The 12,531-nt window shown below is 38.3% G+C and carries 10 protein-coding genes and 1 riboswitch; of the genes, 6 read left to right on the top strand and 4 right to left on the bottom strand.

Translation table 11 applies throughout. From position 1 onward, the window contains the following. The first annotated feature begins 62 nt into the window (after positions 1-62). Positions 63-968 carry a UTP--glucose-1-phosphate uridylyltransferase GalU gene (gene galU, locus ACLIJJ_RS20485; protein ID WP_233315693.1) on the top strand — a complete coding sequence of 302 codons (906 nt, stop codon included), beginning with the start codon at positions 63-65 and terminating at the stop codon, positions 966-968. A gap of 135 nt (positions 969-1,103) precedes the next feature. On the opposite strand, the gene ACLIJJ_RS20480 is transcribed toward galU (ACLIJJ_RS20485), so the two are convergent. Further along, positions 1,104-1,259: an anti-repressor SinI family protein gene (locus ACLIJJ_RS20480; protein ID WP_233315692.1), complete on the bottom strand. Its 156-nt coding sequence runs from the start codon at positions 1,257-1,259 to the stop codon at positions 1,104-1,106. A gap of 26 nt (positions 1,260-1,285) precedes the next feature. After that, positions 1,286-1,374: riboswitch (cyclic di-GMP riboswitch) on the bottom strand. Between the two features lie 237 nt (positions 1,375-1,611). Here ACLIJJ_RS20480 and ACLIJJ_RS20475 point away from each other — a divergent pair. The 3 genes from ACLIJJ_RS20475 to gloA2 all read left to right on the top strand — a co-directional run bounded on the left by ACLIJJ_RS20475 (position 1,612) and on the right by gloA2 (position 3,984). Beyond that, a complete protein-coding gene (locus ACLIJJ_RS20475) occupies positions 1,612-2,370 on the top strand; it encodes a WecB/TagA/CpsF family glycosyltransferase (protein ID WP_233315691.1) in 759 nt (252 codons plus the stop codon). 180 nt (positions 2,371-2,550) lie between these two features. Beyond that, entirely contained in the window at positions 2,551-3,516 is a 966-nt protein-coding gene (gene galE, locus ACLIJJ_RS20470; protein ID WP_233315690.1) for a UDP-glucose 4-epimerase GalE, read from the top strand. Positions 3,517-3,597: 81 nt separating this feature from the next. Further along, on the top strand, positions 3,598-3,984 hold the full coding sequence (gene gloA2, locus ACLIJJ_RS20465) for an SMU1112c/YaeR family gloxylase I-like metalloprotein (protein WP_233315689.1): 387 nt from the start codon (positions 3,598-3,600) through the stop codon (positions 3,982-3,984). Between the two features lie 416 nt (positions 3,985-4,400). Here the strand turns inward: gloA2 and ACLIJJ_RS20460 are convergent, their stop codons facing one another. The 3 genes from ACLIJJ_RS20460 to tagU form a co-directional block, all read right to left on the bottom strand. Then, complete coding sequence (locus ACLIJJ_RS20460) at positions 4,401-5,573, bottom strand: CDP-glycerol glycerophosphotransferase family protein (protein ID WP_411411523.1); 1,173 nt, start codon at positions 5,571-5,573, stop codon at positions 4,401-4,403. 1 nt (position 5,574) lies between these two features. Next, complete coding sequence (tagD, locus tag ACLIJJ_RS20455; RefSeq protein ID WP_233315687.1) at positions 5,575-5,967, bottom strand: glycerol-3-phosphate cytidylyltransferase; 393 nt, start codon at positions 5,965-5,967, stop codon at positions 5,575-5,577. 330 nt (positions 5,968-6,297) lie between these two features. Continuing rightward, positions 6,298-7,227 carry a polyisoprenyl-teichoic acid--peptidoglycan teichoic acid transferase TagU gene (gene tagU / locus ACLIJJ_RS20450; protein WP_233315686.1) on the bottom strand — a complete coding sequence of 310 codons (930 nt, stop codon included), beginning with the start codon at positions 7,225-7,227 and terminating at the stop codon, positions 6,298-6,300. A 311-nt stretch (positions 7,228-7,538) separates the two neighbouring features. Between tagU and galU (ACLIJJ_RS20445) the strand changes: the two genes are divergently transcribed. Both galU (ACLIJJ_RS20445) and ACLIJJ_RS20440 read left to right on the top strand, forming a co-directional pair. Continuing rightward, positions 7,539-8,432, top strand: coding sequence for a UTP--glucose-1-phosphate uridylyltransferase GalU (gene galU, locus ACLIJJ_RS20445; RefSeq protein WP_233315685.1), 894 nt, complete (start codon positions 7,539-7,541; stop codon positions 8,430-8,432). A gap of 149 nt (positions 8,433-8,581) precedes the next feature. Beyond that, complete coding sequence (locus ACLIJJ_RS20440) at positions 8,582-12,487, top strand: PA14 domain-containing protein (RefSeq protein WP_411411522.1); 3,906 nt, start codon at positions 8,582-8,584, stop codon at positions 12,485-12,487. Positions 12,488-12,531: the final 44 nt, after the last annotated feature.

The raw sequence follows: 12,531 nt of genomic DNA, 5'->3' as shown, positions 1-12,531 counted from the left end.
GATAGTTTATCCTGATAGAAACAAGGGAAAAGAATCCTATAATAATTAGGAGGGAATACACCATGAAGAAAATTAGGAAGGCTATCATACCAGCAGCAGGACTTGGAACTAGATTTTTGCCTGCTACAAAAGCAATGCCAAAGGAAATGCTTCCTATCGTAGACAAGCCGACTATCCAGTACATAGTAGAGGAAGCGGTCGCTTCTGGAATTGAGGACATTATTATTGTCACTGGTAAAGGAAAAAGATCAATCGAGGATCATTTTGACAGTGCCAATGATTTGGAATGGAATCTTGAAGCAAAAGGCAAAGATGATTTGCTGAATAAAGTCCGCTTTGCCTCTAATTTGGCTGATATCCATTATATCCGTCAAAAGGAGCCTAAAGGGTTGGGGCATGCAGTTTGGTGTGCAAGGAATTTCATTGGGGATGAACCTTTTGCCGTGCTCCTTGGAGACGACATTGTGCAGAGTGATGTTCCATGCTTAAAGCAGCTGATTAATCAATTTGAGGAAACTCAGTCCTCCATCATTGGAGTTCAGCAAGTTCCAGAAGAGGAAACAGACCGATATGGCATTGTTGATCCTGGAGAGAAAGCAGGCAGAAGATATCAAGTGAAGAATTTCGTTGAGAAGCCGGAAAAAGGGACTGCGCCATCGAATTTGGCGATTTTAGGCAGATATATCCTGACACCGGAAATTTTTATGTTTTTAGAGAACCAAAAAACAGGTGCAGGCGGAGAAATTCAGTTGACTGACGCTATTCAGCAGCTGAATCAAATACAGCGCGTCTTTGCTTATGATTTTGAAGGAGACAGATATGATGTCGGTGAAAAGCTTGGCTTTGTAAAAACGACCATTGATTTTGCACTTCAGAATGAAGAAATTAAAGATGAGGTTTATAAGTTTTTACATGACAGGATAGAGAAAACGAAGGGTAATAAGGCAAATGTGGAGCAATATGGATAAGAAGCACAGATAACGTTCTTTACGGCAAACATTTCATTATATGGAATGTTTGTCTTTATGTACATAAACTGTGCCATGCATGTTGCATATCCATAAGAGGTGTTTTTAAAAGATTGTTCAGAAAAGTAGTGTATACTATTTTAAATCTGGTTTTTGATTGGAAAGAAAAGCACTTACTTGTTTGCTAGTAAGTCCTAAGCGTTTGGCTTCAAGCACCAATTCAACCCACTCGCTATCTAGCTCTGCTGGATCTATCGTTTCTAGTTCTTTTACTGGTAACAAATTTAACACCGTAATAAAACCTCCTTATATTCTCATAAGGTGACCCAGCCATCATAGCAGTATGAGCTGCCTTAGATCTGTAGCTTTGCGTCCCATCTTTTCAGATGGTTTGCCTTTATCTTGGATAATTTGTTTTGTTGCTGTCTTAAGTTCAAGCATATTGCTAGTTTGAAAAGTCTTTTAAAAACACATGTATATTTTATCACTTTTTATTCACATATTAAAAGTTTTTAGTGAGGTAAAGTTTCGACAAAATCCAACAAAATGACTAGTTTCAGCAAAGAACCATGGGGATAATTGTAACATGCCTTAAATTTTTATATAATGAAGCTACACTATGCAAGGCAGGAGACATTACGAGATGGACAAGAAGTGGATGGGAAACATTGAGGTGAATGTTCTTCATACAAATGAAGCGATTGCCGCAATGACAGATAAATTAAAGGCATATGATAAAGCAAATGTATTTTTCCTGAACGATCATTGTTATAACTTAGCCCAGAAGGATAACGAATACTTAAACCTTCTTAACAGCAGTGAATTTTTGCTGAATGACGGAATCGGGATCGAAATTGGCGCTAAAATGTTTGGCTTTTCTTTTAAGGAGAACTTGAACGGCACAGACTTTATTCCGGCTTTGTTTAATAAGCTTAAAAGTCATAAAGATAGACAATATAATGTATATTTACTCGGAGCAAAGCCTGGTGTTGCTGAGGCGGCTCTGCATAGATTACAGCAGCAGTTCCCTCATTTGAACTTTGTTGGAGAACAGCACGGCTATTTTGATTCCGGCAGTGTAGCTGATGTTATTGCGGATATTAATGACAAGCAAACAGACATCCTTCTAGTAGGATTAGGAATGCCTATACAGGAAAAATGGATTGCTGAAAACAGGGAAAGGTTAAATTGCACGCTGGCATTTGCAGTCGGGGCATTTTTAGACTTTTCGTCAGGCAATGTTACAAGAGCCCCGGCTTTTTTTCGCAAGCTGCGTCTTGAATGGCTTTATCGAATGCTGAAAGAGCCAAAGAGATTATGGAAGCGTAACTTAGTCGGTCATGTGGAATTTTTTTATTATGTTTTAAAAAACAGAAAAAGAAAAATGCCGGCAGCTGGCTGACGAAAAAGGGGGGATGATGACATCCTTCCTTTTTTTCTAGGGAAATTCACACCTGTACAAAGTATGAAATAAGGAAAATTTGCCAATGAAAATTTTTTTCTAAATAGTCATGTGATAAAATGACAATATACGGGTATTAATAGATTGTGAGAAAAATTATGTATATAAAGGAGATTTAATATGATTCTAGTAGTAGGCGGAGCCGGCTATATCGGCAGTCATCTAGTAAAAGAACTAGTTGAAAAGGAAGAAGTCATCGTACTCGATAACCTGGCGACAGGCCATCAGGAATCTGTGGATGAAAGAGCAGTATTCATTAAAGGAGATTTAGGAAAAGAAGAAGATTTGGAGCCGATTTTTTCTAAATATCCAATTAAAGCAGTTATGCATTTTGCTGCGTTCAGCTTAGTCGGCGAATCAGTGCAAGACCCATATAAATACTATGAAAATAATGTTGCCAATACTTTAACATTGTTGAAGACAATGCTTAAATATAATGTTAAAAATTTCATTTTTTCATCAACAGCAGCTACATACGGTATTCCAGAAGATGAAATTATTTTAGAAAGCTCTAAAACATCCCCAATCAATCCTTATGGAAAATCAAAGCTGATGGTAGAACAAATCTTAGCTGATTTTCATGCAGCATACGGATTGAACTATGTGGTTCTTCGCTACTTTAATGCAGCAGGTGCCCATGAGTCAGGAGCTATCGGTGAACAGCATGATCCGGAAACACATTTGATTCCGATTATCCTGCAGCATTTATTAGGACAAAGAGAGTCTATTTCTGTTTTTGGAACAGATTATCCGACAGAAGATGGCACATGTATCCGTGACTATATCCATGTAACAGATTTAGCAGCTGCCCATATTAAAGCAGTGGAGGCTCTTTTAGATGGCAGCAAACAGGCGGAAACATATAATCTGGGAAATGGTGTTGGCTATTCCGTTAAAGAAGTCATTGAAACATGTGAAAAGGTGACAGGCAAACAAGCTAATGTTGTTTTGGCTGAAAGACGAGCAGGAGACCCTGCAAGACTCATTGCCTCATCAAGCAAAATCTATGAAGATCTTGGCTGGAAGGCAGAAAGAGGCTTAGAGACTATTATCGAAAGTGCTTGGGACTGGCATAAAAAAGCATGATGTTTGCTTTGGCGGAGGAATGCAGCTTGCATTTCTTCGCTTTTTTTACAGAATGAAACATATGGAAAAAGGAGCGATAATATGAAAGTCAACAAAGTGCATCATATAGCAATTATTTGCAGTGATTATCAAATTTCTAAATCATTTTATGTGGATATTTTAAAATTCAAACCAATTAGAGAAGTCTTTCGGGAAGAGCGTAATTCATATAAACTCGACCTTATGGTTAACGATGTTTATCAGCTAGAGCTATTCTCTTTTCCCAATCCGAAGAAAAGGCCGAGTTTTCCGGAAGCAGCAGGCTTGCGTCATATCGCATTTGAAGTGGATGACATTGCTGAAACAGTTTCCTATTTACAAAGTCAATCTATTGAAGTAGAAGATATTCGTGTAGATGAATTTACAGATAAAAAATTTACATTTTTTGCAGATCCAGATGGGCTGCCAATCGAAATTTATGAAAAGTGACAGCTTTCGCCCTTTTTATTTTCCGCCCTTAAATTTAGAAAGAATACTTAATGTGTGCAAGATGAACTGCTTGTCCTGAGTAGTTAATAGTCTCCAGCTTCCTGCTTTTATTTTCATTTAGTATCATCCTTTCCTATTGGAAGTTTGTTTTCATATACTACTTATACCGCATTCGGACAAATAAGAAACAACAAAAATATCAACAAATGCTGACATTTTATTTCCCGAGAAATTTCGGGGAATTTCCTTATTCCAGCATGTTCTGCATTATTTCGTCAAAAAACCGACTAAAGGGCGCTTTAGTCGGTTTTTGCTGTAGACATTTTCAGGGGGGCGTTTAGAAGGAGGATGTTAATTTCTGATAGCTCCAATTAATATTTTCTACTATATATAGAAAAAAACGACTGAAGACAGCTTCAGTCGTTTAGCCATTCTATTATTAATGCAGCGACTTTTTCGCTGGACTGTCCTGTGGAATATTCGTTCCAGCGTTTATGGAATGTATCTATGCGATTTAAGTCATACTCGTTTTTTGCCAGGATGTCTGCGAGCTCTGCTGTCGTATAGGCGACAGGACCTGGTACGAGTTTGTTATAGTCTGTCCAAAAACCTCTGTCCTTTGCATATTCTTCGAGATCATATGGGAAGAATATCATTGGTCTTCTCAAGAAAGAGTACTCGAATGGGATAGAAGAGTAATCCGTAATGAGCAGGTCGGTAATGAGAAGCAGTTCATTAATATAAGGATATTCTGAAACATCATAGACAGCAGCATCCATTTCAGGCAAGTGTGCCTTTTCTTTAATAGATGGGTGAAGTCTAATTAAGATGACAGTGTCCTCACCAAGCCTGTTTTTCAATTGCTTTATGTCGAGGTTTGAATTTGTAATGCCATTATTTTCGCCTCTGAAGGTTGGAGCATATAATAGAATTCTTTTATTTTCAAACTGAGGGTACTCGCTATATACTTTTGTTATTGTTTCCTTTTTGCGTGTTTCGTCAAAAAAGATATCTGTGCGAGGTATTCCGGTATGCATTATTTGCCGTTCTTGAATCGAGAATGCTTCATGAAAAATATGATCCATCTCATGTGAGCCGGTAATTACATATTGAAACTTGCTGTATACATCCTTAAATCGCTGATTAGCTTTGCTTGTCCGATTTTGAATACTCGAATCCTTCAATCCGAAGGTTTTGATGGCACCGGCAGCATGCCAAATTTGAAGCACCTTAACATTTGGCTTGAATGTAATGCTTGAGAGGAAGCCGAAATAATTATCAAGAATAACTACTTTTGCAGTCGCAAGATGCCGAATTCCTGCCAAAAAGGCTTTAGGCTTTCGTGGTGTAAATTCAAGCACTTGACCAATTTGTTTTTCCTCGAGCATTTCTTTCGTTTGTGCTGTTGCTGCCAGAAAAATACAGCGTTTGTCGTCAGCATTTTTCTTAAGTTCTTCATATATATGCATACTGTTTTCAGGGAAAGACACACAAAAAACTATTTTCTTTTGTTGTGGGAATAGGCTGCTAATCCGAAACAACAAAGAAAATAGCGTTAAATACAAGGAAATCGCAAATTCCCTTACCATATTACTTTACCTTGAATAGGTCCTTCTTGATTTTAGAAGTAGAGATACCAACAGTTCTAGGCAGGTAAACAACTTCGCAATAATCTTTCAAGAAGTCGAACTTCCCTTCCCAGTCATCACCCATTACGAATACATCGATGTTATGGTCAACAACGTCTCTAACCTTTTGATCCCAATCATGTTCAGGGATAACTTCATCCACATAACGGATTGCTTCCAAAATCATTTTTCTGTTTTCATAGCTATGGTATGCTTTTTTATCTTTAATTGCATTAAATTCATCGCTGGACAGGGCAACTGTTAAATGATCCCCAAGTTCTTTTGCTCTTTTCAAAATATTAATATGACCCCAGTGCAATAAATCGAAGGTGCCATAAGTGATTACTTTTTTCATTTGTATCCTCCTAAATGTGAAGTTCCTTGTGCTTCTTATAATAACGGCTAGTCATTCTGTTATTTTATTTAGCAGTGTTAGTCAATGTGCATGGATTTTTGTCCAAGCGTTTTCTCATAATTACCTTAAATTTATGATTTATTGTTTCCCAATTACCTTATTTTAAAACCTTTCCCCCATTATGACAAGTATTTCTATATTAATCGCCAGCTGCTTTCATAAAATTGAAAAATTGCTGAAAAAAATGTCATCTAAACATATTTTCTGTCAAACAGTGTCATAAAGGCAAAGGGAAGGAGATAAGCAGCATATGCTTATCTCCTTCTAAGGTTAGTTTACTTTTAAATGGTCTTTTAGTTCCGTCTGGATGTTAGTTTTTTCTGCATCATCCACAATTAAATACCAAACGCCGTCAATTGTCTGGCCTGTGCCATTAATCGTTAATTGCTCGATGTTGCCGGCAGCTTGTTTATAATTCTTTTGGATATCTACCATTTCATCAAATGTAAGGTTTGTCTTAATGTTTTTGCTTAACGCAGCAAAGATATCATCGAAGTTAGTAAGCGAGTTTAAACTTGCCCCTTCCTTCAACACTGCTTGGATGATCATGCGCTGTCTCAGCTGGCGTCCGAAGTCTCCGCGAGGGTCTTCATAACGCATACGAGAGAATTTAAGTGCTTTTTCACCGTCAAGGGTAACCTGTCCTTCAGGGAAATGAACACCCTCATACGTGAAATCAAGGTCGTTATTAACAGTAACTCCGCCAACAGAATCTACAATATCTTTAAAACCTTCCATATTGATTTGCATATAATAATCAATTGGGATGTCCAGGAAGTTCTCAACAGTATCCATAGACATGGCAACACCGCCAAATGCATAAGCGTGATTGATTTTATCTGTTGTTCCGTGTCCGACAATTTCTGTCCGTGTATCGCGAGGGATGCTGAGCATTTTTACAGATTTCTTCTCTGGATTAACGGTCATGACAATCATCGTATCTGATCTACCGCTGTCTCCGTCGCGTTCATCGACGCCGAGCATCAATACTGAAAAAGGCTCCTGCTGCTCTAAACTTAACGTTTCTGTTCGTTTTGTTGTTTCCCTGTCAACAGGCTCGTGCATTGAGTTCACGGCATTTGATAGGGAATTATAAACCGTATATACATAAGCACCGATACCTATTAAAAGGATCAGCAGTATAATGCCAGTGATTCGCAGCCACTTTCGTTTCTTCTTTTTAGGTTTTTCCGACCTCATATTGGCTATACCTCCATATCTTGACAAATATTGATAAAACTACTTTTAAGATAGCAGAAATACGTGGGTTTGAATACAAATTTCAACAAATTATTATATTAATATTCGTTTCTGAATCAGCAATTATGCCTAGTAACATAGAAGTACTCCAATCAGATGTATTTGTACATATGTATCAGAACAAACATTTTTCTGTATACTAATTAATAATTGAAACAAAATAGAAACTTTTGCCCTGCTGTAATCGGTGGACAATAAATAGTATTGCATATAAAATAGAGGTAAGATAGGAATAATTTGGAGGTAAATAAATGTCTAAAGTAAGAAAAGCGATAATACCAGCTGCAGGTCTTGGAACTAGATTTTTACCAGCTACAAAAGCGATGCCAAAGGAAATGCTACCAATCGTAGACAAACCGACTATCCAATATATTGTTGAAGAAGCAATTGCTTCTGGAATTGAAGACATCATCATTGTTACTGGAAAAGGGAAAAGAGCGATTGAGGACCATTTTGATAACGCTTGGGAATTAGAAGAAAACCTAGTTGCGAAAGAGAAGTTCGACCTTCTTAAAAAAGTGAAAGAATCATCTAATGTTGATATTCACTATATTCGTCAAAAAGAGCCGAAAGGTTTAGGTCATGCTGTATGGTGTGCGAGAAACTTCATCGGTGATGAACCATTTGCAGTCTTGTTAGGCGATGATATTGTCGATAGTGAAGATCCATGTTTAGGTCAGCTTATGTCCCAATATGACCAAACATTATCATCCGTAATCGGTGTTCAAGTTGTTCCTGATTCAGAGACACACCGATATGGTATTGTTGATCCGATTGACGACTCTGGAAGAAGACACCAAGTGAAAAAGTTCGTAGAGAAGCCAAAGCAAGGTACTGCTCCATCTAATTTAGCGATTATCGGCCGCTATATTTTCACTCCGGAAATTTTCCGATTCCTTGAAGAGCAAGAAGTAGGTGCAGGCGGAGAAATCCAGCTGACAGATGCGATCGAAAAGCTTAACCAAATCCAACGAGTGTTCGCTTACGAATTTGAAGGAAATCGTTATGATGTCGGTGAGCAGTTAGGTTTCATTCAGACAACAATCGAGCTTGCTTTAAAACGTGATGATATTAAAGACAAGTTGGAAGTGTACTTAAAAGACTTAGTTGAAAAATTGCAGGATGAGCCTGTAAACAATAAATAATAAGCTTTATAAAAGAGGGTGAAAACCCTCTTTTTTTTATTGCCAGTATTAGGATGATTTACCTGTGATTTTCATACTAGATACTATTAACATACACCCTCTTTTCATAGATAATATAAGTATATAAAACTACTAAAATGATGAGGTGTATGATTATAGAAAAGTTACTAGGCAAGAAGACTTATGTTTTGTTGTTTTTTTCTATTGTTGGTCTTTGGTTTATTTGCCCTGAACAAAAAAAGGCAGCAGAAGCAGCCTGGTCAGGGAATTTCTATAATAATTCCAGCCTGTCAGGAGAAGGCATAGCTGCACAGTTTCAAAATCTTCATCTGAACTGGGGCTATGATAAGCCGATGACTGGTGTTGGGACGAATAATTTTTCCGCATCATTTACACAGACCATTAATGTCCAAGATAGTCAGAAGGATTATTTTCTGCAAGCATTTGCTGATGATGGTGTCAGGATGTATCTGGATAATAAATTATATATAGATGGTTGGAGCACCTCTGGCCAAACCTTTTCTACACCTATGAAAAATATGACAGCAGGAGCCCATAATGTAACTGCAGAGTATGTGGAGGCAGGAGGAAAGTCTATCCTGTTTGCTGATGTGCTGCCTTTTGACAGTTGGGTCGGCTATTTCTACAATAATACAACTAAAAAAGGTGCACCTGAAGATGCCTTTCATTTCACATCTTCAGAGTCAGACCTCGCATTTAATTATGGCTATAATGCACCAGGTGCAAAAAATATTGGTGCAAATAATTTTTCGATGAAGCTGTACACCTATAAAAACCTTGCCGCAGGGCAGTATGTGATCAGCACAAAATCTGATGATGAAATCCAAGTTTTTATAGATAATAAAAAAATCCTTGAAAAGAAAAGTCCGGGAGAAGAAAAAATCCTAATTAATGTGGCTGATTCTGCCCAAGGAAGCGCGCATGCAATCAGAATTGAATATGTGGAAAAAACGGGCAAAAGCTATTTAGATTTCTCCATTAAACCTGTTAAGGAAGAGTTGACTGCCAACTCGTGGTTAGGTGCCTATTTTAACGGAACAACTGCAGCTGGAACAGGAAATGTGTATGGAGGAATCAGCAATGTGTTTTTCAACTGGAAAACTAATGCTCCAAACTCGAAAACTAGTAAAGACAATTTTTCTGCTTCTTATTATAAGCTGCTGAATGCAGGTAATTACTTTGTTCATACAATTGCAGACGATGGCATTAGTGCAGCAGTCAATGGACAGTCTTTATTCAATCGCTGGACTTCATCTTCAGGTAAAGAGAATAAAGCAGCAATAACAAATCTGCAATCATCTAATAATGTTTTGCAAATTAATTATTTGGAAAAAACAAGCAATGCTTTTGTGAGTGCAGATGCCCTTCCGTTTGGACAGTGGCTTGGTTATTATTATGCAAACACTGGATTAAAAGGAGTGCCTGCGAACAAGAAAAGTATAAAGGGAGACGGAAATGGTGCTTTCAGCTTTGATGTTGGCACTGGAAGTCCTGCATCCGGCGTTCCAGCTGACAATTATACAGCACAGTTCATTACTGCGATGAAGCTGTCAGCAGGAGATTATGTTATTCGTGCAATGGCAGATGACGGAATCCGTGTTTATGTAGATGATAAGCTGGTGTTAGACAAGTGGGGCAGCAGCTCAGCAGAAAATGCAATGAAAATCAGCATTAGTGATCTGGAAGTATCAGATGCCGCTAAAAGGGATGTTCATTGGATTAAAGTTCAATACTTGGAGAAAAGCGGGAAGTCAAAGCTAAGCTTTGATATCAAACCATTGGAGCAAACTGTTACTTCAAGTGATTGGCTGAATATATTTTATCCAACCAAGAGTCTATCTGGAAATGGTATAGTTGTCGGCGGAAAGAATGCAAAGCAAACGGTCAAGCTTATTCAATATAAATGGAATAAGAGTGCGCCACTTGCTGGAATTCCCGCAGATGGTTTTTCTGCATCCTTCCTGAAAAAGATCACAGGAAATCAGGATTATTTTGTTTCAACGTTTGCAGATGACGGCATTCGTGTTAAAGTAGACAATCAAGCTATTATCGACCGCTGGAAAAATTCAGGCGGCGTGTATAATAACGGATTGATCACAGGTTTAAGCTCTGGCGATCATCTAATCCAGACAGATTACTATGATAATGGCAGCAGTGCCTATGCTTTTGCAGATGTACAGCCATTAGGCAACTGGATTGCTTACTATTATAATAATATGACATTGGCAGGAGCTCCAGTGAATTCAAAGGTTGTAAATAACAGCAACAGTTTAGCACTTACCCAAGATTTTGGAACAAATGCACCTGCATCAACAGTGAAAGCAGATGGCTTCTCAGCAAAGTATGTGACAGCAAAACGAATCGAAGCAGGAGAATATATCATCCGCGGGCTGTCTGATGATGGGGTTCAGATTTTTGTTGATGGTCAATTAGTCATTGATCAGTGGAGTAACGGATCTTACCGTGAGAAGGCTACAAAAGTTAAGATTGCCGATACGAAGGACGGCAATATCCACTGGATTGAGGTGCGGTATTACGACAATAAGAGTGCTGCGAAATTCCAGCTATCCTTTGTGCCGTACTCAGAAGATAATTTAGTTCATGATTCTGGCTGGTATGCAGAGTATTATCCGAAGATTATCGGGGAGGATGAGATTCCTGTCTATACATTGACAGACAGTGTAAAACCAGTCATTGTCGGGGGCAAGGATTCAATTGCAAAGGTAACAGATGTTTACTTTGACTGGGGTTCAGGATCGCCATCCGGCTTGAGTGCAGATAAGTTTTCGGCTGTTTACCGGAAAAATATTTATATTGCAGAAGACGGTTTATATAATTTCACAATCCTTGCTGATGATGGTGTCATCTTAGAGATAGATGGTGAAAAAGTAATAGATTCATGGCAAAGCAGTGCTGGCAAGCGGGAAGTTTCGGGCTACAGCCTTGCAAAGGGTGAGCATAAATTTGTTCTTAAATATTACGAGAACACTGGAAATGCCTCAGTGAAGTTTGAAATGAAGAAAGCAAAAGCTGTATTTACAGCATATGACTATTTATCTTATTCATTAGATGATGCGGTTACAATTCAGGCGAGCAAATATGCTCAAACAGATAAAAAGTATAAAGCATATATGAGAGAAGATGCGTTCTCTTATATTAGCAGCTATAGTAATTACGGACTTATTACAAGCGGCAGCTGGAATGTCCGAGGAGGTCCAAGCCTGACTGATTGGGTAATCGGCAAATTTACAACTGGTGATAAAGTGACTATTTTGTCAAAGGTAGCGGACGATTCCGGGATGGACTGGTATGAAGTAGATTTCTATAAATATTATGATGAAACTGCTGCAGCCACATCTGATGTGCCTGCACAATATAGGCTGTCCTATCACACATGGGTCAACGCAGGTCCTGTGGACATTAAATACTATTTAAATCCAGAGAACTTTATGAATGATGAAAAGCAGAAGCTTCAATTCCTGAAGCTGTCTGAAAGTGCGAACTTAAATGAGACCGAAGTAAACGAAAAAATTCTGAATGGCAAAGGAATTTTCGTCGGAAAGGCGAGTTCCTTCATAGATGCTGGCAAGCAGTATGGAATCAATGAAATATATTTGATTTCTCATGCTATGCTTGAAACAGGAAACGGAACCTCTGAGCTTGCTACAGGCGTAACCGTTTCGAGCGTGGACGGCAAAGCAGTAACACCAAAAACTGTTTATAATATGTATGGAATCGCAGCATACGATGATTCACCGACTAAGAGCGGATCAGAATATGCTTACAAACAAGGCTGGACAACGCCGGAAAAAGCAATCGTCGGCGGAGCAGAGTTTATCGGCAAAAATTATATAAATAATGCCACATACAAACAAGACACGCTCTATAAGATGAGATGGAATTCCGACAATCCAGGAGTTCACCAATATGCTACAGATGTAGGCTGGGCAAGCAAACAAGTAAACAGAATGAAATTATTATATGATTTGCTTGATTCCTACGAGATGTATTTTGAAGTTCCGATCTATAAATGATAAAGATGCCAGCACTTTTTTTAAGGAGTGCTGGCTTTTATTTG

This window comes from Niallia laureatilytica (assembly GCF_046613985.1).
Lineage (GTDB): Bacteria > Bacillota > Bacilli > Bacillales > Cytobacillaceae > Niallia.
The sequence above is the reverse complement of the archived record's forward strand: the minus strand, read 5'-3'. Positions and strand labels throughout refer to the sequence as shown.

Excerpts from the sequence above, each read along its gene's own strand:
- tagD (WP_233315687.1), bottom strand. The coding sequence starts at position 5,967 with ATGAAAAAAGTAATCACTTATGGCACCTTCGATTTATTGCACTGGGGT.
- ACLIJJ_RS20440 (WP_411411522.1), top strand. The coding sequence starts at position 8,582 with ATGATTATAGAAAAGTTACTAGGCAAGAAGACTTATGTTTTGTTGTTT.
- galU (WP_233315693.1), top strand. The coding sequence starts at position 63 with ATGAAGAAAATTAGGAAGGCTATCATACCAGCAGCAGGACTTGGAACT.
- galE (WP_233315690.1), top strand. The coding sequence starts at position 2,551 with ATGATTCTAGTAGTAGGCGGAGCCGGCTATATCGGCAGTCATCTAGTA.
- ACLIJJ_RS20460 (WP_411411523.1), bottom strand. The coding sequence starts at position 5,573 with ATGGTAAGGGAATTTGCGATTTCCTTGTATTTAACGCTATTTTCTTTG.
- gloA2 (WP_233315689.1), top strand. The coding sequence starts at position 3,598 with ATGAAAGTCAACAAAGTGCATCATATAGCAATTATTTGCAGTGATTAT.
- tagU (WP_233315686.1), bottom strand. The coding sequence starts at position 7,227 with ATGAGGTCGGAAAAACCTAAAAAGAAGAAACGAAAGTGGCTGCGAATC.
- ACLIJJ_RS20475 (WP_233315691.1), top strand. The coding sequence starts at position 1,612 with ATGGACAAGAAGTGGATGGGAAACATTGAGGTGAATGTTCTTCATACA.
- galU (WP_233315685.1), top strand. The coding sequence starts at position 7,539 with ATGTCTAAAGTAAGAAAAGCGATAATACCAGCTGCAGGTCTTGGAACT.